The sequence below is a fragment of the Paenibacillus arenosi genome, assembly GCF_014841135.1.
GTDB classification, from domain to species: domain Bacteria; phylum Bacillota; class Bacilli; order Paenibacillales; family Paenibacillaceae; genus Paenibacillus_B; species Paenibacillus_B arenosi.
The window spans coordinates 53384-74116 of the sequence record NZ_JACYTN010000003.1 but is presented as its reverse complement, the minus strand read 5'-3'; the positions used below and the strand labels follow the sequence as shown (position 1 = coordinate 74116).

The window sequence follows — 20733 nt, the reverse complement described above, 5'->3', positions numbered from 1 at the left end:
CTTGCTTGCATATAAAAAGTAACTCGTTAAACAAGCTATCCCTTACATTCGAAAACAATTACATGTTACATTACATCAGAGTACAACATTAATTCTTGGAACTACGACCTTGAGAAAAGCTACCACCATGATATTTACGTGCATGAACTGCAAGGCTCCATGTAATAATGTCTCCTATAATTCACATTGAAAGGAGGTCCTGTATGGATTGGCTGAATCGTATGCACCGTGCAATGGAATATATAGAAACAAATCTAACCGAGACCATTGATTACGATCAGGTGGCTAAGATCGCTTGTTGTTCAACTTATCATTTTCAACGAATGTTCTCATTCATAACGGATGTGCCGCTTTCTGAATATATACGCCGCAGGCGACTTACTCTTGCCGCCTTTGAGCTTCAAAAGGGAAGCGTTAAGGTCATCGATGTGGCTTTGAAGTATGGTTACGAATCACCCGAGGCTTTTTCCCGAGCATTCAAAAAAATGCATGGCATTATGCCTGTATCAGCACGTGATAAGGGTGTGTCACTGAAAGCCTATCCTCGGCTCTCTTTTCATATTTCAATTAAAGGAGATGTGGAGATGGACTACAGAATCGAGGATAAACAATCTTTTGACATGTTCGGTATGTCAACGACAATCCATGCTGAGGGTGATCATCCATTTATTGAAATCCCTGCTTTTTGGAGCAGATGTATTTCTGACGGCACGGTTGATCGAATTCGCAGTGCTGCTGGTTTAGGTGATAATGGTCAAATTCATGCGGTGTTGTACAACCATCAAGGTAATGTATTTTCGTATATGATTGGATACTTTATGCCCCAAAGCGGTCTTACAGGAGAATTTGAACAGCTAACAATCCCTCAGCAAACCTACGCAATCTTTCCAACGGGTCTATATCCGGATGGACATAGCAACATTCAAGAACTATGGAAGCGTATTTGGGCAGAATGGTTTCCGACCTGTAATTACGAGCCTTTAAATGGCCCCGAGTTAGAAATGACCTATAGTAGAGGCAACAACATGTATGAGATGGAAGTTTGGATACCCGTTACGAAAAAAGCTGACCAATGATCTGATTGATTAAGCAACTCAGTACTTCGATTGCGAGGAACAAATTAAAACACCTTCAAGGAAATGCTCCTGTATCCTAAGATAGGAGGCGACCTTGGAGGTGTTTGTGCGTTGATAACTAGTGTACGGTACTTGGTTATAAGTCCCCCTCAAGAAACTTAATGAGGTACCTTTCGGGCTGTTCGAAAAATGCAGCGAAGCTGCACAAATCCGCATATTCCTCATGTTCCACGTCATAACAGCCTAGTTGGCCCTTTTTCTTCGGGTTCCACACCAGCTGCAGACCAGAGTAATTATCAATCGCAGCTGATAGACGCAACAGCTTCTGTCTGCCAAGCTTCAACTCAATCGTATCGGTCAACGTGAAAAAGTCGATATACCCGATTGCATATTCATTTGGGGCTAGCTCTAGGCGCAGCTTGTCCCCTGTAAGGAAATGAACTACTTCGTTGGGCAGTTTATAAGCTCTCAAAGCATACTTTTTATTCTCTAGTTGATGCAGCTCTGCTGGCTCCAACGATTTTAAATATTCAGCAAGAGCTGTATTTTTATTACTAATCGCGATCGTATAGGGGCGCTCGCCATCCTTTTCCGCTAAAGTAACATCTGCGCCGCGTTCAATTAAATATTTTACCATTGATACATTGCCCATGCGCACGGCAATCGTTAATGGAGTCGCTTGATACGGGTAAACCATATCAGCTTCATTATAATTAATGTCCACCCCATGATCGAGCAAATACGATACGGTCTTCAAGTCATGATTGGACACGGCCTGGCGTAATACAGCCCCACCATACTGCTTTATATCCAAGCCAAGCTCCTGAATGAGCGGAATATTTTTCTTTTTACCATAATAGGCCTGTGAGTAAGCACCTGACCCAACCTGATTGAGCAGATCCAGCTTGGCACCTTGTGCGGCAACATAGCGAATGATATTTTCATTGCAATAACGAACGGCTCGCAAAAAGGATGGATTCAAATCGACATTCAAGTTCACACCGTGCTCAATCAACAATTGTACAACGTCGAGCCTCTCCGATATTAACGCCAAATCCAATGGGCTTAATGTAGTATGTTCGCTAAGGACAATACCTTCTTCGATATCCCAACCTGCCGCAATAGCAGCCTGCAAGGCCGGAATATTTCCGTTGTAGATGTGCTCCGCTATTTCCGGCAGTTCCTCGAACGTCCCTATATCTTTCAGCTTAATCATCTCACAACCACTCCTACCCATGAAGGTTTAGGAAAAGTATAGAAAACTGTGCTGCAAAATACACGAGGCTTAGGGCCTACAAGGCCAAGCAACCTAGACAAACACCCTTATAGCCGTAACCTAGTTTGCTTCATCTTTCATTCTATTTTTAAAAGGGTAAGAGTCGTTCCAGAAGGAATGCTTTCATAGGTGTCGAATATTGCGTACAAGTTCAATTCGAAGGGAAGGGTTACAGCATGAGTGGTTATGATGTACATATCAGCAAGCTAATCAATGGGAGACGAGCGTTGGAGGGCACAGGGAAATATATGCGCTGCACCCCCGATCAAACGATTGTTGAAATCGACTCAGGCACTGCCATTGATGGTATTGTGGTTAGCGCTAAAGATGTAGAAGACGCTTTATATGAGTACTGTACAGCTGCGTTAGAAGATTACATCGCAGAGGGAAACAACAGCGACGTTTACACTTTTTCCATTCATACGGATACGTATCATGGCAGTTACATAATATACATCAACAATCTAGAAAGTTTGAACCAAAGCGTAGAGCAGACTCTTAGTCGATCCCTTCAACAGAAAAATCGACGGAATAATCCAACTCGTGAACAACTCTATTATGAATATAAATACGCAGAAGGCGACTACTCTTTTATGTATGAAGACATGCCGGAGCGGCTTGAAAATTGGCTGAGTGTATTTTGGTGTATCAGCGTAGAAGAACCCCGGCATCTTGAGATTGACCAAAACTATTTGTTCGAGAAAACACTCTTCGACTCCCAGCTGTTTTTGATCGCTATTGATGTTATTCAACGTTTGCAGCAAGCGTTTCAGAAGTTGAATCGCACAGATGATTTCATCGCCTACGTATCCGCAGCAGATGGGGGCGGTGGTGATTACCTAACTACGAGCCAATTGATTCGAAAATGTGTCAGTAAGGAGCAACTGTATAAAGCAATGCCTGACATTAAGGAAATGGATAATGCGTTCGAGCAAGCTGTATATGCAGTACAGCAGAAGCCTCTCCCTGAACAGGTTAAGCATTGGGTTGCCGTCATTGAAAAAGGGGAGTTCGGAAAGAACAGCCCCTATAACTTTTCGAAAACTGACTATGAAGTATATGAGCAGTTAATGGAACTCGGTGAAGAGGCTGTCCCATGCATTCAAGAGCATTTAGATAATAAACTCAAGCAGGAAACAGCATGGATACTTGAGACCGTATTACAAGATCAGCGTAAGGGGTAAGATGTCTTTACTAAGATATATGACGATTGAATGGAAGTTAAGGTAGCCTTGAAATGTGTATAGAGCCATCAACTGGTATGTTCCGCATACCTTTCACACCCTTTTGATAACAGCCACTGCTCCATAACGGTTCGTATCTGTTGTGACTCTTGATCATAAAAAAGGGCTACCTCTTGCCCATAAGCGTAGTTGAACCTTATATAGCCACCCATCTCTTGATAGAACAAGAGACATGTATATTCGTTCTCTACGATTAAGTCAGCTGGAAAATTCACTCGACATATGGCAGATAGTTGCTCTAATGAAAGATGACCCTTTTCCGGCGGCAATCGTAAAAAGAGATGGCTCTGGGCGTTGGACCACGGCTGGTAATAAATAGCTCCTTCTTGATCATTTTCATACACTAGACGATAAATTTCATCCAGTACCATTGCGTAGCTTTCTTCGTCTTCTAATTCTCGCTCCTGCAAAGTAAGTGCCTTTACTTGCTCATCATGCCGGGGCAGCCACAGTAACTGTTCTGTCTGCGGATGGATTGCGAGAAAATCGCCATCCACCGTTGTACCAATAGCGATGCATTCTGCGATCTGCTGCTGCGTAATTGGGCTGTCTTCATCATGCTCCCAAATACCGTACTCAGTAAAAGGCTTAAGTACTTCCGCATCAGGGAAATGAACGTTCATCCATCCTCTGTAAGTGCCTTCTCCAAGCTGTCGCAAAAGATGTAAATATCCCGACGGAAAAGAAACGCCCTCTTTATACGGGATTGCTTGCATTTTTTCATCTGTTAAAGGCCTTGGCCGAGATACCAAATACATGAATACTCCCCCTTTTCCTGAATCACCATTTCCTATAACCCTATATTACTAAATAGCAGAAGGGACAAGCATCGGCCTTTTGTATGAAGAATACCACTTTGGGAAAATGAGGTTTAATCAAACTTAATAGCCTAAGTGCTCCTTTCAACTATAAGAATCAATGGAGATTTATAATAAAACTTTAATAAAAACAAAAAAAATCATTTTCACCCATACCTATTTCGATTAAAATTAAAGCTGACTTCATCCTATCGAAATGGAGTGTTTAATATGGACCAATACAAATTTAATGCTGAACGCAATAAGATGATTGTTAATGCAATTGTAGATGGTTATCGTGACTATATTGAACATCGCAAGGATCGAAAAGTAAAAATGAAGATCAGTTCAGCTTTTTCCTGGACGAAAGGTAATTTTATCGAAAGCAAAATTGCTGAAGAATGTATGGCTCATGGCTTTACATATAAGAAAGCTAAGGCTGGATTGACGTGGGATTATCTCCAATTCATCCATGAAGACTCCAAGCTTGTGTTTCTCATTAAAAATGCCGCTTATTTTAACGAAGATTGCTTCTCTCAAGCCAAGCTGCCTAACCATAGTGAGAAGCACGGTCCACGTCGGACCTATCTTCATGAACTTTCTAAAATTAATGAAGTTTTAACCTTTTCTCCATTACAGCGCTCATCGAGAATAAGGAAAGAGAGTGAGAGAGTGGAACAGTTGGCCTTATGGGTTTCCCATGATCAGGTAAGAATGGATCTAGAGACATTCAAATCGTCCTATACTCAATTCCATATACTCACCTATGCACTTGATGATGCCTACCAGGTATCTGAAATTATGCATTACTTGCCTAATCCCCATGATAATATCGCTTATCTCGTCGATGATTTGTCAGGCTTTATTCTAGGAGCTGAATTGACCGATGAGGAACGCGAAGTGATTGCACCAGAAATGAATGAAGATATTATGGACCCAGCAGCCTTCGATATCGGGATATTTGAAGATGAACAACATATTCATAAATAGATGGTTTTAAGAAGTAAGGAGGGAGCAAGCATGTTCATTGGTGAAAACATCACCAATTTGCGAATCATGCACGGATATTCACGAAAGCAGCTCTCTGAAAAGTTAGGTGTTACAGAACAAGCCGTCTGGCAGTACGAGAACGCTTATACATCTCCGAAAATGCAGATCGTGAACGAGTTAAAACAGATTTTTAGTGTGAAAAGTAAATACTTTTACTCAGAGGACATTCTAGCACGGCTTGCAACACCCGCTAATGTCGACGTCATGAATATTGCCTATCGTTCAAAAGTATTGAATGTGATATCCAAGACACAGACAGAAGCAAAGCATGTTGAGTTTGTAGATACGTTTGTAAACTATATAACGGCCAAGGTCAGTCTCCCGACCCTTAAGATTATTAAATTACGGGATGAGGTTATTGAATATTTAAATCACACAGAGGACGATAGGACTGCTCAGATCTATCATGTTGCTCATTTAGCGCGTCAGCGACTCGATTTGGGACAATCCAATAACGATGATCTCATGTTCCTAATCGAAAAGAGTGGTGTGTTCATTTTTGAAAAGGCAATTGGTGAAGAAATAGATGCCTATAGTCTTTGGACACGTAATGATCGAGCGTATATTATTTTAGGCAATATGAAACGTTCTGCGGTTCGGAGAAACTTTGATATCGCACATGAATTAGGACATCTGCTGCTCCACTATCGTCTCGAATTCACGAATCTTGACCGAAAAGAGCACAAACAGATCGAAAATGAAGCCCATTTATTTGCCGGAGCATTATTGTTGCCAGAAGATGAATTCTCATTGGATATGCAGGATATTTCCTATATAACCAATCCCGATGATTACTTGGATTTGAAGAAGAAATGGAAAACTTCCCTGCAAGTAATGGGGTATAGGGCAGCTCATCTTGGAATTATGAGCGCAAAAGATCATCGGAATTTTTATGCGGCATTGCATCGAAAAGATTATTTAAAAATGGAGCCGCTCGATGATGTAATCCCCATTCAAAAGCCAATGAAAATGAAGTCCATTATTGATTTCGTTTCAAAAAAAGGACTTGTGGATATAACGCACATGATCGAAAACGATTGGAAAGCGGAAGTACCCTTCTTTCATCATATGACAGGGATTGATTCTGACTTTTTTCAAAAGTATATGACGAGAACTTTGGACTTCGGCATCGATAATGTGACGAAGATACCAGAACGTATTCCTGGCGACAGTATATAAGTACAGTACTAGGTGCTACACACACAGTTGCCAACAGCCATAATCTTGCTCGCCCAAGATTAAAGGTCATCCGTATAGGATGGCCTTTCTTTGTTATACAATCAACCACTTTTTTTTGAGAAATCCTATTATATTTGGATAAGCGTTATGAGTGATCAATATGAAGTGACGTTCTATGGATTAAATACTATAATGGAAATTCATAACAAACATGAAAGTCACCTTGCTACCCTGCTTAGAATCACCTACAACCACAATAGGAACAGGGGGATTTATATGGCCTTATTGACTTATCACGTGTCCGTTTCCATTGATCACTTTATTGCAGATCAACCGATGGAAAACAGTCAGCTTGATCGTACACTTTTCTTATTCGATGGCGATCATGTCCCAGACTTTTTATCCGACATTCAACAGTATGACGCTGTGCTAATGGGTGGGAAAACATATGAGTTCGGATTCCAATTCGGAAAAAAGCCTGGTGAACCTGGCTATGACGGACTTAAGCATTATGTCTTCTCCAATACCATGCAGCTTGAATCCAACTCGGAAGTGGAATTGGTCAGAGGAGATGCAGGTGATTATGTAGAGAAGTTAAAAAATGAATCGACCGGGAAGCTGTGGCTTTGCGGGGGTGGGCAATTGGCAGGGACACTTCTTGAACGGAAATTGATTGACCAATTGGTGTTGAAAGTAAATCCGATCTTGGTTGGATCAGGTGTCCCGCTGTTCGGCAACGCCAAACCTCAGTTAAGATTAGAGCTTGTCGATATGAAACGTTATGAGAACGGAGTTATCAAGCCGACGTACAACATCATTTATTCATAATTTGCAATGTGGACGTAAATCTATAAAGAGACTACCTGTCATAGGTAGCCTTTTTTTGAATGCTCGCTAACAATAAATATGGTTATCGGGTGTAATTCGGGTGATTTTTACCTATTTCAGTGAAATTGGCACCTTTAAGCAGTACTTTGTGTGGTGATGGCAGTCTTCTTTCGGCTAAATTGAGCTCATGAAGTTCAATTTTAATGAGGAGAGTGCTTAGGATGACACAATCACAAAACGTAGTAAGGCAGTTAATCGGAGAATCTTGGATTCGAAAAGTTCTATTGTTAAACGCCATTTCTTCTACCGGGACTGGTTTATTGCTCCTTTTATTTCCCGGGTACATTGGCGAATTATCCGGTCTGGACAATAAGGCGGCTTTGATGGGGGTTGGGGTTTACCTGCTTCTTGTTGTAGCCTTCGTATTCATAACGGTGACTAAAAAGGTCGTTTCGCCTAAGGCCGTACTTACTTTATCGGTTATTGATTTCCTTTGGTTCGTCAAGAGCGTCGTGTTACTGGTGGCAAGCAGTTCCTTCCTAACTACTATTGGTACCATTGCCGTCATTTTTATTGCTGTAGTAGTAGGGGTGTTCGGGATATTCGAGGCAGTTTACTACAAACATAATCGCTTATATAGCACAACAAGACAACAACATATATGAGATTAATAATTGCCCTCCTCAATTGATTTGAGGAGGGTTCTCTAATTCAATCATTTACGATAAATGTCCTTACTCAAACATACCTGCACCTTGACGGATCTATAGTAGCTAGCCAACCGTCACAGTCATCTGCCATCTGCTGCAGCTCATTGAACAAAATACCCGCATGATAGCCATCGCACACTGCATGATGAAGCTGCACCGACAGAGGCAATAGCACTTTTGCATTTTGCTTATCGTATTTACCCATCGTCAAGATAGGCAGAAGGTAACTTCCATCCGTATAAATGTTCAAGTTAAAGCCCGTAAAATGAACCCAAGGAATGCTGGAAATCGGGAATGTATTTGATGGCTCGTTAGGCTTAGCGACTAATCCTTTACTACTGCCAAACTTCTCTACATCATCCAAATAACCTCGATAAAATTGATTGAAATCTTCACTGTAGGCAGTCCAAATCGTTGAAAATGTCTTGTCATCATCATGGAAAATAGTAAAGCTGGGCGACAAGCTATCCCAATACCCTATCTGACCTTCGGCATTCAAACAGGTGCGAAATTCGCGATGACGGTTTACTACGGTCGTTATCATATAAATTAATGCTGGATACAGCTTAATACCTTTGTTTTTCACTTCCGTGTAAAGAGCGCTAATATCCAGATTAGCCGTCATACTGAACGTACATCTGACACTATGAAAATAGTGCTCAAAATAAGGTTGTCGGCTCCAATCATCAACATTCAATGGTTTAAATATCATCGTTATACCCTCCTAAAATCATTATGCACTCTGATCTAGGAGGCTTGATCCTCTGACTTAACCATATCCTCACCATCACAATCCTGATAATATTTTTAGCACCTATTAATTATATTCTATCTTAATCCATCTAATCAGTACTTAACCAACGCTATCGGCAGATTCAGTTCCATTAACGGTCGCCACAGAGGCTATGCTGCTTAAAATTGCTCATTTTGAAATGTAACGGATGTCAGAGAGCCTATTTGTCAGAAAAGCGTTGAAATTTGTGGTTTTTGCTAAAATAAGCTCTCGTAGAACCGTTAGCTTATTATGAAGTAATATTTTGTGGAAATAACGTCAGTGGCAACCGTTAGAGGACCTACCTTTAGTGTAACCATACGCTGCTACAGCGACTTCACGCAAATTGCCCACCGTATATCGCAACTCAGAGCTGACGAGGGAACTTATTCACGTTTGACGCAACTTATCTCTTTGCTTCATTGTACAAAATAAATCAAGGTAAGGTCGCAAACCATAAGAAAGTGAAACAACTACAGTCAGCATTAAGCTTATACTGAACCTATGTCGGGCAGAACGCTCCATGAAATTATTTACGTTTTTCACTTTCACACATTAAGGATGAGAGACATGTACACGATCAGCAGATTTTCACAACTTTGCAAAATGAGTGCACGTATGCTGCGGCACTATGATAAAGAAGAGCTCTTAAAGCCCGTTCATGTAGATATGGCGAATGGGTATCGATATTACGAGAAAGAGCAATTAGAAACGGCACTCTTAATCAAAAAGCTAAAGGAGTATAAGTTCTCTCTGCCAGAGATTAGAACAATCGTGCAATCGTCTGATCGAGCATTATTTCCTCAGTTGGTACAAACAAAAATTAGTGAATTATCCAACGAAGTGAATCGCTATCGACAAATCATTGCAGAAATGCAAGAGATGATGGAAACCAACTTGGATAGGATTCAAGGTGACAGAAGACCTTATGACATATGGATCGGTACGAGACATGAGGCAAGTGTGTTAAGTCAAAGATTGCAGATAAACATAAAGGACATGGACAAGCACATAGATGCTTTATACGAACAAGTTGAAGAAAGTCAATTTGAACGCATTGGTACTCCGTCCACGGTATTTTTTGATGAGGAATTCATCCCTGAACATAGCGATATTGAACTGATATTTCCCATCACACAAAGCAATAATGCATTCGCATCAAATGGATGGAAAATGAAAATATGGCCTGAAACGTATGTGGCTACAACCTTACATATCGGAAGCTATGACGATATCGGATACGCACATATTGCGCTTGAAGAATGGATGGAAAGCAACGGATATCAATTGGCTAGCCCTCCCTATGAAACATACTTGAAGGGTCCTGAATGTGAATGCGATGTCCGTGAGTATGTAACACAAGTCTTTTTCCCGGTCATCAAAACAGCAGAATAATACCCACTTGACCTTAACACTATGTCAAAGCTTATTCTACAACCAAGAGAGAACATCCACCTGTAAAGGAGAAAATGAGATGAATAAGATGATGGTATTGTGTTCAGGGGTATTAGTAACCGCAGGAATCTTAGTAGGGGGCTTGCACAGCTCACCAGCCGCAAGTTATAGCGCCCAAGCACAAAGTGTCGGCAAATACACGATGCCTGATGAGAGAAGCAAACATGAAGGCACGTGGCTGCAATGGCCTCATAACTATACGTATGGTAAAGGGCATAAAGAAAATCTTGAGGATATTTGGATCGAAATGACCAGCGCTTTAAGCGAAGGTGAAAATGTTCATATTATTGCTTATGACAAATACGAAAAAGAATATATTTACGATCTTCTATATGAAGAAGGTGTAGATATGGACAAGATCGACTTCTATATTGTGCCTACGGACGATGTATGGGCAAGAGATACGGCACCTATTTTTGTATACGATAAAGATAATAATCTGAAAATGATGGACTGGGGCTTTAATGGTTGGGGCAAGAAGACCCCCTATAAAAAAGATGCGGCCATTTCAAAAAAACTGAGCAAACAGCTAGGCATGGAGAACATTGACCTCAATGAAGTCGTACTCGAAGGTGGCGCTTTTGAGCTAGATGGTAATGGTACTTTCTTATCCACACGCAGTGCCGTTACCAATAAGAATCGAAATGCGGGATTCACAGAGAAAGAGATCGAGGAGTATATGACAGAGTATCTTGGCGCTACTAATTTTGTTTGGTTAGATGGAGTGCCAGGTCTGGACATTACTGACTTCCACATTGATGGATTCGCGAAATTCCATGACAAATCCACCATTGTAACGATGAACGAATACGATTTGGAAGACTGGGGCGTCACTAAAAAGGATATTAAAACGCTAATGAATGCTAAGAACGTATCCAACAAACCGTATCAGTATGTGAAGCTTCCGCTTACTAAGAAAAATGTCAGACTAGATAGTGGAAAGAACTTGGGCTACAAAGGGTCTTACATCAACTATTATATCGGAAATACCGTTGTACTCGTTCCGAACTATAACGATCCTAATGATAAAGTAGCAAATGATAGGATTCAAAAATTGTACCCCGATCGTGAAGTAGTTGGTATTGATGTACGTGAGCTTTATAAAGATGGCGGCATGATTCATTGTGTAACGCAGCAGCAGCCAATCGATTTAAAGTAATCGTGTTACCGCACTTCTAGGCAATATGCGAAAAATATAATATACAGCTACACAGAAGAGAGGAGTCATGACGACTCCTCTCTTTGTTTTTATATTCAACGACCAGTTAGTTAACATTTTAATTAATTCCATCATTTTCAAACCAAATAAGTTCCGCTATAATAATGAAAATATCATTGGGATAAAATTCCTTTTATATTTTTATGTATACATACAAATCTACCATGAAGGAGCATCACGATGAAAAAGAAAATCGTTTCCTTACTCTTAGCTTTATCAATGGCATTATCATTCCATGTATCCGTATATGCGGATACGACGCCACAACCAGTAACAAGAGGGGATATCGTTAACTCTTTATTAACAGCAGCTGACACTTACAAACCCGGCCTTACTAAAGAAGCTATTATTCAAGGTTATAAGAACAAAAAACTGAATGAAAATGAACCCGTTAAAAAGATAGAAGCTCTAGTCATGTTAAGCAGGGCGTTTGGACAATTGCCGGAGCCTGTCGGGAATGATTTACGCATCGGAACATTTGGTCTAACATTCACTGACGTACCGGCTTGGGCTAAAAAAGATATCGATAAACTCGTGAAGGCAGGCGTACTGACAGCCAAACCTGAAGGCACACTTGGCGCAAACGATCCTATTACGAGTGCTGAGTTCCAAACGATTATTAACAGAGTATGGGCGCTTAAAGGTAATCATCTAAAGGATGATTTTTACGAAGCGGTCAATAAAAAATGGCTCAATCAATCTACCATTCCTGCAGGGGAAATGATGGGTGGTGTCATCTCAGAACTGCATCATGTAAACAACAAAAAAATAGCTGCCATTATGGAAGAGCTCATTAGCAAGCAGCTCGCTTCAGGTACAAAAGAGCGCAAATTAGCGGATTTTCATAATATGGCGTTGGATAAGGAAAAGAGGAATAAGCTAGGGATTGAGCCTATAAAAAAATATGTGACGTCAATTGATGAGGCTAAGACGATTAACGAGCTAGTTCAAGCCGACCTGAACATCGATAAGGACTTAGGTTTTAGTACCCTGTTCAAATTTGACGTCATCGGAGATGTCAAAAACAGCAATAAAAATGACCTGTACTACCGCGGGTTAAAAACAGGTCTAGATAAAAGTAGCTTCGCAACAGAAGATGCAAATGCGAAGAAAGCATATATCGAGCAGATAACGAAATATCTCGTGCTAACGGGTGAGAACTCATCTACAGCCAAAGCCCGTGCAGAAAAAGTGTATGAAATGGAGAAGAGCTTGGCTGCCGTCTCGCTTGAACGCTATGAGCAAGGCGATGTTAGTAAAATTTACAACCCGTATACCATCGAAAAATTTGATGATTTGTACAAAATAGTCGATATGAAACAAGTACTCACGTCAATGAAATTGGGCCATGCTGATAAAATCATTGTTATGGATGAGAAGCTGGCGCAAAAAGGCGCCGCGTTCATGACAGAAGCTAATCTTGATGTACTGAAAGCGTATGTCAAAGTACAGCTGCTAGAAGAAGCAGGCCAACTGCTATCCGATGAAATTAGAAATGTATCGAGCGATTTCTATGCAGCGATGTACGGTGTCTCTAAGCAGAATACCGATAAGGAAGCTGCACAAAACATAACATCAGCGGCGATGGGACCATATTTGGAGCAGATGTTCGCCGAGAAACATTTCTCCCCCAAAGCAAAAAAAGATGTTGAACAAATGGTAGAAAAAATGGTTGCTGTATATGAAAAAAGAATTAACGCGCTGGATTGGATGTCCGAAACAACAAAGATGCAGGCCACTAAGAAGTTGAAAGCGATAAACGTTAAGGTTGGATATCCAGATAAGTGGGAGACAACTTTAGATAAAGTGACGTTCAAGACATACGACGAAGGCGGCTCCCTGTTCTCCAACTACTATGCGGCTACCAAGGTAATCATGGATGAAAAAAAAGCTAGTGTTGGACAACCAGTCGATAAACAAAAATGGACGACCAGTGTCCATACGGCAAATGCGTTCTACAATGTATTTAGTAATGAGATGACGTTCCCAGCTGGTATTCTCCAAGCCCCGTTTTATGATGTTAATGCCAAACCTGAACAAAATCTTGGAGCGATTGGTACGCTAATCGGTCATGAGATTAGCCATGCATTCGATGACGAAGGGGCAGCATTCGATGAGCAAGGAAATGAGAAAAACTGGTGGACAGAAGAAGATTTGAAAAAGTTCCAAGAAAAATGCAAGGAAGTCATTGCATTTTATAATGGAATCGAAGCGATCCCTGGGGTCATAAGCAACGGTCAGCTGACATTAGGTGAAAATGTGGCGGATTTAGGTGGAATGGCTGTTGCACTGCAAGTGGTATCCGAGATGAGCAAGCCTGATTACAAGGCATTTTTTGAAAGCAATGCGACAACCGCGAGGAGCACGATAACGAAAGAGGTTGCAGCATACCTTAGCTCAGCTGCCTCCCATTCACTCGATAAAATTCGAGTAAACCGCACGGTTGTGAACTTCCAGGAGTTTTATGATACGTATGGCATTAAGCCTGGAGATGGCATGTATGTAGCTCCAGAGAATCGAGTCTCAATCTGGTAGAACCACAAGCGGATAGAGTTCGTTCAAAAATTTTCTTGAACAATAGTGTTGAGTAAATCAACAAGCACAGAAGCAACGGTTTCGCTAGCTTGAATAACATCATTATTGCTTAACGAATGCCACAGAGGCTATTTCGCTTATATTTGCTTATTTTAAAATGTAACGGTTGTCAGAGAGCTTATTTGCCATATAGAGCGATGTTATTCGCCAAAAACGCAAAACTAAGCGCTTTGGTGACCGTTACATACAAATATGTACGTTTTTGCTCAAATAACCTCTCTGACGGCTGTTAGGACAAACTCCAAGGTCCACGCTCCACTCTATAACAAGTAACGGCACGTAATTTTCCCTACGACATGACATACTAAGAATAAACAGACTAGAGATCCCAACGCGTTAGCTAACCTCGGCTCAATGAATAACACCAGTAATCATCCACTTAAATGTCTTCCTAGGCATACGGCTTACAACATTTTCAAATTGGTCGATAACAGCTATAATGAAAAGAGATAAATGGGAAATTTTCCTGTTTGTTCTCCTTTATTTATACATAAATTACACCTTGGAGGAGCCTGACGATGAAAAAGAAGTTCGTTTCCTTACTTATGGCCATGACAATGGCCCTCTCATTCAGCGTATCCGTGTATGCTGCTGAACAGCCGAAGCCAGCAACCAGAGGAGAGATCGTTAACACCTTGTTGACGACGGCTGATGCTTACCAAACGGGACTTAAAAAAGACGCTATTATTAAAGGCAACGGAAATGGATCTCTAAAAGAAGAGCAGCCCGTCAAGAAGGTTGAAGCTCTAGTCATGCTGAGCAGAGCATTCGGTGAATTGCCGGAGCCTGTAGGAAATGATTTGCGCACAGGAACATTTGGCGTACAGTTTACCGATGTACCAGCTTGGGCTAAAAAAGATATCGATAAGCTAACTAAAGCAGGCGTACTAACTGGCAAAGCTGATGGTACATTAGGCGTAAACGATACGATTACACTTGCGGAGTTCCAAACGATTATCGCGAGAGTGTGGGCGCTTGAAGGCTCTCATGTAAATGATGACTTTTATGAAGCAATCAATAAGCAGTGGCTAAATAAATCAACCATCCCAGCAGGAGAAATTATGGGTGGCGGATTCTCCGAGCTGCAAAAACAAAACGATGATAAAATCACAAAAATAATAGATGATCTTTCCGGCAAATCATTCGCAAAAGGGACAAAGGAACAGAAGCTTGCAGACTTCTATGCGACAGCGCTGGATACGGAAGCTAGAAATAAACAAGGGATTGAACCCATTCAAAAATATATAAAAGCTATTGATGAAGCTAAGACGCTCGACGAACTTGTTCAAGCCGATCTTACCTTGGAGAAAGAACTAGGTATGAGCACGCTATTCCAGTTTGGCATTATGAGCGATGCTAAGAACAGCAGTGCGAACGCTTTGTACTTTACTGGACTAAGCACTGGACTAGATAAAAACAGCTTAGTAAACGAAGATGCAAAAGTGAAAAAGGCTCATATCCAGTATATGACCAAAATGCTCATGCTGACAGGCGAGAAAGAGGCTGCTGCCAAAGCTCGTGCGGAGAAAGTGTATGAGATGGAGAAAAGCTTGGCTTCCGTCTCACTTGATCCCCATGAGCAAGGCGACGTGAATAAATACTATAATCCTTACACCATCGAGAAATTCGACGACATGCATAAAGAAGTCGATATCAAACAAGCATTAAAATCAATGAAGGTCGATACTGCCGATAAAGTAATCGTATTTGACGTAAAACTTGCGCAAAAAGGTGCAGAGCTATTAACTGGAGCTAATCTTGAAACGCTAAAAGCTTACTCCAAGGTACATTTGCTCACAGCAACAGGCGGCTTATTGTCCGATGGTTTCAGAGACGCAGCAAATGAATTCGCAGCTATTTATGGCGTTACAGGAGAAAAAACGGATAAGGAAATTGCAGCTGCTATTACAACATCCACGATGAGCGGATATTTGGAGCAAATGTTTATCGAGAAACATTTTTCACCAGAAGCTAAAAAAGATGTTGAACAAATGGTTGATCAATTGATCGCTACGTATGAGAAACGAATCAAAGCGCTTGATTGGATGTCTGAAACAACAAAAGCGAAAGCAATTAAGAAACTCGATACGATGATGGTTAAGATCGGTTATCCAGATAAGTGGGATACAACCTTAGACAAAGTAACGATTAAATCATACGGTGAAGGCGGTTCATTATTCTCTAATTCCTTCGCAGTAACCAAAGCATACGGCGATAATAAGAAGGCAACGCTGCACAAACCGGTTGATAGAACGCAATGGTTAACGAGCGTGTATACCGTAAATGCATTCTACAATCCGTTGAACAACGAAATTACGTTCCCAGCTGGAATCCTCCAAGCGCCATTCTATGACACAAAGGCGAAACCTGAAGCCAATCTTGGCGCTATCGGTATGGTTATTGGTCACGAGATCAGTCATGCATTCGATAACAAAGGTTCCGCATACGACGAAAGTGGAAATGCGAACAATTGGTGGACAGACGAGGACTTTAAGAAATTCAAACAGAAAAACGAAGAACTAATCAAGTTCTATAATGGAATCGAGATTGTTCCAGGTGTATTGAACGACGGTCTGCTTACACTAAGCGAAAATGTCGCTGATCTAGGTGGAATGGCAGCTGCCCTGCAAGTGGTATCTGAAAAGAGCAATCCAGATTATAAAGCGTTCTTCGAAAGCAACGCGAAGCTGTGGAAATCCACAACCACAAAGGAGTTCGCAGCGCTTCTAAGCAAAAATGATACACATTCAGCTAACAAAGTTAGGGTAAATCGCACCGTTGTCAACTTCCAAGAGTTCTACGATACGTATGGAATTAAGCCCGGTGATGGTATGTACGTAACTCCAGAAGATCGAGTTTCGATCTGGTAAAATAAACAGAGGATAGAGCGTTCCTATCGATATCGCAGCTGTATCCGTATACAAAGGCAAGCCACTCCAATCTCATGGAGTGGCTTTTTATTTTTTGACTCCATATATCCCGTCACCATTACCTCATTGACAAATCGCTTAACGATCAATAAAATAAAACTGAACATTCGATCAATTTTTTAAACAAAAGATCAAAAAATGATAGGTACAACTGCAATGTATTGGCTGATCACAAGGGAGGAGATAAGCTTGTCCGTTCCAATAAACAATAACTCAACCACAGGCAAAAAACGTGCTGTTTCATTGGATCTAGCACGAGGTGCCATGCTGCTGTTAATCGCACTCGCGCATGCACCGCTTTATTTGTACGCTTCTGATCCTGGCATTATGCACAGGGTAGAAGGGATCACATTCTTCGATCAGGCCGTAAACTTTTTTGGCCAGTTCGTAATTGATAATCGAGCACGGGCCATGTTTGCCGTCTTGTTCGGGTATGGTTTAGTGCTAGCATTTAAAAGCCAACTCGCTAAAGGAATAAGCGAGAAAAAAGCTGTAAAGACGATACGACGTCGTTCGTGGTATTTAATACTATTCGGAATGTTGTTAGCCGTAGTCATCGGAGGCCAAGATATTCTTATGGCATACGGTGTCGCTGGGCTGTTAGTTAGTTGGGTCTTAACACGTACAAACAAAACCCTGATTCGAACCTTTATATGGATCACCGTCTTCTATGTCCTTATTACCCCACTATTTTGGGGCTTTACTATACTGGAAAGTGGGAGTTATGGCTTCGCTCCAGAGGTTTCGGCAACAGACACCTATTTTAGTACTGCTGTACTCAAATTAATTACCACTCCTTTCATCCCTATTTTTATTCATATGATGTTCCCAGTTCTCCCTTCCGTACTACTCGGTATTTGGATCGCCAGATATGAACTGTTAACGAAACCTGAACAACACTTAGGAAGGATGCGCCGCATAACGATCGCGGGATTGATTGTCTCTTTGTTAGGTGCAATTCCTTTATCCTTAATCGGAAATGTGTGGAACCCAAGTTATTTCACTGCTGGACTTGTAAACGGATTACACATCATTACCGGAATTGCTGGAGGATTAGCTTATGCTATGCTGTTTGGCATCATTGGAGCCAAAATAAAAGAGCCCGGTCGTCTCACTTCTTCCTTAATGGCTGTAGGCAAGCGTTCCTTAACTTTTTATGTGTTTAATGAGGCATTACTTGTCGTCCTCTTATCCCCTGTGGCGCTTAATCTAGGAGGACAGATAGGAAACGGTCTTGCTGCCTTAATCGCAGTGGGGATTTGGGTTCTCTCCGTTGTACTAGCCACAGTATTGGAGAAAAAGAATAAAGTAGGACCGTTGGAAGCTCTAATGAGGAAATTGGTGTACAGAAATAAATAAGCCATCCTATAACGGAATACGGAATATATTTTCCTGCTGTACTAAAAATAAATCGTCGATTCACAAAAACTAAGGTGAGCAAGTTTAACTTATAGTAAACTCTTGCTCACCTACTTCCCAACCAGAAAACACTAGGTAAAATGAAACATATGGACTATATTTTGCGGATTCTTCTGACAGCGCTTTTTATGACAACACTAATGGATTCGAATCTTATCTCCCTCCTGCAATGGAGCACTGCTCTCAACTATAATTTGTTCCTGATTGAACAAACCCTCAGTTACAGCTGATTGCGTTTCATTTGAATCTACGATTGTAATGTATTGCTTCCGAGCGTAAAAAGCATTGCCAAGAGGTCCATTTCTCTCCTCGAAGCTAAATATATACCTTTTATCTCCCTCATGATGAATTGCTTTATTGTCTACCAAAATTACATCATCTATCGTTTTGGTTAGCTCGACTACAGCTTGCTCCCCTCCCTGCAAAGCATTATCCTGAATGGCAACGGTCAGACGCTTCATCGCCGTGTACATCGTTTGACCTGCATCTTCACCTGATGAAGTGAGAGGCTCTGCATCTTGAATTTCTTCAATACGGCCCTCCACTTGCCTAGCATGGCTGCCCTTCAATTGAACATTCAGCTTAGCTCCTTTTTCTAGAACACCAATGGCATCCACAGGAGCAAGAAACTCAACAGCAAAGCCAAGACTCTGGTTAGCAAGGACAATATCAGGTCCTTCTCCAGTAGAAGCAAGCCCTTCCACCGCTCCCACTTTCGTCACAACTCCGTCGAATACCGCTGTCAGTGCACCATTTACTGATAAATCCTCTTGCAGCTTTTCAATTTTACGCTGTAGAACATCCTTATCGATAGAGCTAACCTTTAAATGGTCTCTAGCTTTTTGGATATTTATTTCATCTCCGCTGCGATAAGCCTCAATATAACGATTCTCCTGTTCTTTCGTCGAAATAGTTAACTTATCAAGAGTGGCCTTTTCATCCAGAATCTGATTTTCAATAGCCTTCGTATCGTAGACTACCAGCACTTGCCCTTTCTTAACGAGCTGTCCCACCTTGACGTTGACCTGCTTCACTTTTCCTCCTCCAGCACCCGATAAGGCTGATTCCTTACGCCATTTCACCGTACCTCCGCCTTGAAAGGTATGAACAAGCTCACCTCGTTCCACAGTTGCTAATGCCACTTTCGGCAAAGTTAATGACTTCAGCGTATTACTGAACAGGGTAAATCCGATCAACAGTCCGATAAACAAGCCGAACAGGATGCGAATGTACCGTTTGCGTCCCATTAACGTTTGATCGGCAGGTTGAGTTATCATTACAATCCCCCCGTAATGGACTATCCTTTAATTCCCGATAATTGAATACCTTCAACAAAATAAGATTCCGCATATAAAAATAACAATACCATCGGAGTCATATACAACGCAGAGGCAGCAAAAGCCGCACCCCTTGCCCCTTCAATAATGCTCGACAAATATAAAGATAAAGGCTGCTTGAATGTGTCCTCCAAAAAGATGAGCGGCTGCTCGACCATATTCCAATTGTCAACAAACAACAGCACGACAAGCGCTGCGACACCAGGCTGAACAAGCGGAAGCACAATCTGATAAAAAATTCTCAGTTGTCCTGCACCGTCTATTTTGGCCGCTTCGATATAGGAATTCGGAATATGCAGCATAAATTGTCTAAGCATAAAGACACCAAAGGCACTGAATATCCCCGGTAATATAATGGCGGAAGTTGTGTTCATAAGCGCCAGCTTATCTGCAATAATATAATTGGGTACCAGTGTAACTTGAAATGGCATTAGCATGGTCATTACATATAGGAAAAACAGTTTGTCTCTCCCCCAAAAGTGAAGCTTGGCAAACGCATACGCAGCCAATGACGCGACCAGCACTTGCCCTACAATAATCGGCACAACCATAAACACAGAGTTCCAGAACATGTGGAGAAATACTGGCTTATCCAACAGCACCTCCATATATCTACTAAAGGACACCCAGTCAGGGATCAGTTTCAAATTAATAAATGGCTCTTCCTCCCCTGCGGCGATATCGACCATTTCACCAATGAGATGATAGTTATAGTTAATCTCGGCTTCCGTCATAAAGGAGTTCGTAAATGTGACGACTATAGGGAAAAGCATTACCAAGGCTAGCCCGCCCATAATTACCGTCAGTACAAGCTTGTGAAATACAGCCAATTTACTCACCATCCCT

At 41.4% G+C, this 20733-nt stretch carries 16 protein-coding genes; 11 read left to right on the top strand and 5 right to left on the bottom strand.

From position 1 onward, the window contains the following. The first annotated feature begins 203 nt into the window (after positions 1-203). On the top strand, positions 204-1076 hold the full coding sequence (locus IFO66_RS06325; protein ID WP_192024338.1) for an AraC family transcriptional regulator: 873 nt from the start codon (positions 204-206) through the stop codon (positions 1074-1076). 136 nt (positions 1077-1212) lie between these two features. Here the strand turns inward: IFO66_RS06325 and IFO66_RS06320 are convergent, their stop codons facing one another. Next, positions 1213-2292: an ankyrin repeat domain-containing protein gene (locus tag IFO66_RS06320; RefSeq protein WP_192024337.1), complete on the bottom strand. Its 1080-nt coding sequence runs from the start codon at positions 2290-2292 to the stop codon at positions 1213-1215. A 236-nt stretch (positions 2293-2528) separates the two neighbouring features. Here IFO66_RS06320 and IFO66_RS06315 point away from each other — a divergent pair, with 236 nt between their 5' ends. Then, positions 2529-3536 (top strand): DUF4303 domain-containing protein, encoded by a 1008-nt coding sequence (locus IFO66_RS06315; protein WP_192024336.1) that lies wholly within the window; start codon positions 2529-2531, stop codon positions 3534-3536. A 68-nt stretch (positions 3537-3604) separates the two neighbouring features. Here IFO66_RS06315 and IFO66_RS06310 read toward each other — a convergent pair whose 3' ends face one another. After that, positions 3605-4354 carry a hypothetical protein gene (locus tag IFO66_RS06310; RefSeq protein ID WP_192024335.1) on the bottom strand — a complete coding sequence of 250 codons (750 nt, stop codon included), beginning with the start codon at positions 4352-4354 and terminating at the stop codon, positions 3605-3607. A gap of 270 nt (positions 4355-4624) precedes the next feature. On the opposite strand from IFO66_RS06310, the gene IFO66_RS06305 reads away from it, so the two are divergent. The 4 genes from IFO66_RS06305 to IFO66_RS06290 all read left to right on the top strand — a co-directional run bounded on the left by IFO66_RS06305 (position 4625) and on the right by IFO66_RS06290 (position 8115). Further along, positions 4625-5383 carry a spr1630 family ClpXP-sensitive toxin gene (locus tag IFO66_RS06305; protein ID WP_192024334.1) on the top strand — a complete coding sequence of 253 codons (759 nt, stop codon included), beginning with the start codon at positions 4625-4627 and terminating at the stop codon, positions 5381-5383. Positions 5384-5413: 30 nt separating this feature from the next. Then, positions 5414-6622, top strand: a complete 1209-nt coding sequence (locus IFO66_RS06300) for a spr1629 family repressor/antitoxin (RefSeq protein WP_192024333.1) — start codon at positions 5414-5416, stop codon at positions 6620-6622. 276 nt (positions 6623-6898) lie between these two features. Next, positions 6899-7450, top strand: coding sequence for a dihydrofolate reductase family protein (locus IFO66_RS06295; RefSeq protein ID WP_192024332.1), 552 nt, complete (start codon positions 6899-6901; stop codon positions 7448-7450). A gap of 221 nt (positions 7451-7671) precedes the next feature. Then, positions 7672-8115: a hypothetical protein gene (locus tag IFO66_RS06290; protein WP_192024331.1), complete on the top strand. Its 444-nt coding sequence runs from the start codon at positions 7672-7674 to the stop codon at positions 8113-8115. A 73-nt stretch (positions 8116-8188) separates the two neighbouring features. Here the strand turns inward: IFO66_RS06290 and catA are convergent, their stop codons facing one another. Continuing rightward, complete coding sequence (catA, locus tag IFO66_RS06285; protein WP_192024330.1) at positions 8189-8872, bottom strand: type A chloramphenicol O-acetyltransferase; 684 nt, start codon at positions 8870-8872, stop codon at positions 8189-8191. A 630-nt stretch (positions 8873-9502) separates the two neighbouring features. Between catA and IFO66_RS06280 the strand changes: the two genes are divergently transcribed. The 5 genes from IFO66_RS06280 (at position 9503) to IFO66_RS06260 (ending at position 18490) form a co-directional block, all read left to right on the top strand. Continuing rightward, positions 9503-10327, top strand: coding sequence for a MerR family transcriptional regulator (locus IFO66_RS06280; protein ID WP_192024329.1), 825 nt, complete (start codon positions 9503-9505; stop codon positions 10325-10327). 202 nt (positions 10328-10529) lie between these two features. Beyond that, the gene (locus IFO66_RS06275) at positions 10530-11546 is read left to right on the top strand and encodes an agmatine deiminase family protein (RefSeq protein WP_225445579.1); all 1017 of its coding nucleotides are present in this window, start codon (positions 10530-10532) and stop codon (positions 11544-11546) included. A gap of 240 nt (positions 11547-11786) precedes the next feature. Next, entirely contained in the window at positions 11787-14141 is a 2355-nt protein-coding gene (locus IFO66_RS06270; RefSeq protein ID WP_192024327.1) for a M13-type metalloendopeptidase, read from the top strand. A gap of 578 nt (positions 14142-14719) precedes the next feature. Beyond that, positions 14720-17071: a M13-type metalloendopeptidase gene (locus IFO66_RS06265; protein WP_192024326.1), complete on the top strand. Its 2352-nt coding sequence runs from the start codon at positions 14720-14722 to the stop codon at positions 17069-17071. 324 nt (positions 17072-17395) lie between these two features. Next, positions 17396-18490, top strand: a complete 1095-nt coding sequence (locus IFO66_RS06260) for a DUF418 domain-containing protein (protein ID WP_192024650.1) — start codon at positions 17396-17398, stop codon at positions 18488-18490. A 197-nt stretch (positions 18491-18687) separates the two neighbouring features. Here the strand turns inward: IFO66_RS06260 and IFO66_RS06255 are convergent, their stop codons facing one another. Together IFO66_RS06255 and IFO66_RS06250 are read right to left on the bottom strand one after the other, a co-directional pair. After that, positions 18688-19827, bottom strand: coding sequence for an efflux RND transporter periplasmic adaptor subunit (locus IFO66_RS06255; protein WP_192024325.1), 1140 nt, complete (start codon positions 19825-19827; stop codon positions 18688-18690). A gap of 20 nt (positions 19828-19847) precedes the next feature. Beyond that, entirely contained in the window at positions 19848-20729 is an 882-nt protein-coding gene (locus tag IFO66_RS06250) for a carbohydrate ABC transporter permease (protein WP_192024324.1), read from the bottom strand. Between the last annotated feature and the right edge of the window lie 4 nt (positions 20730-20733).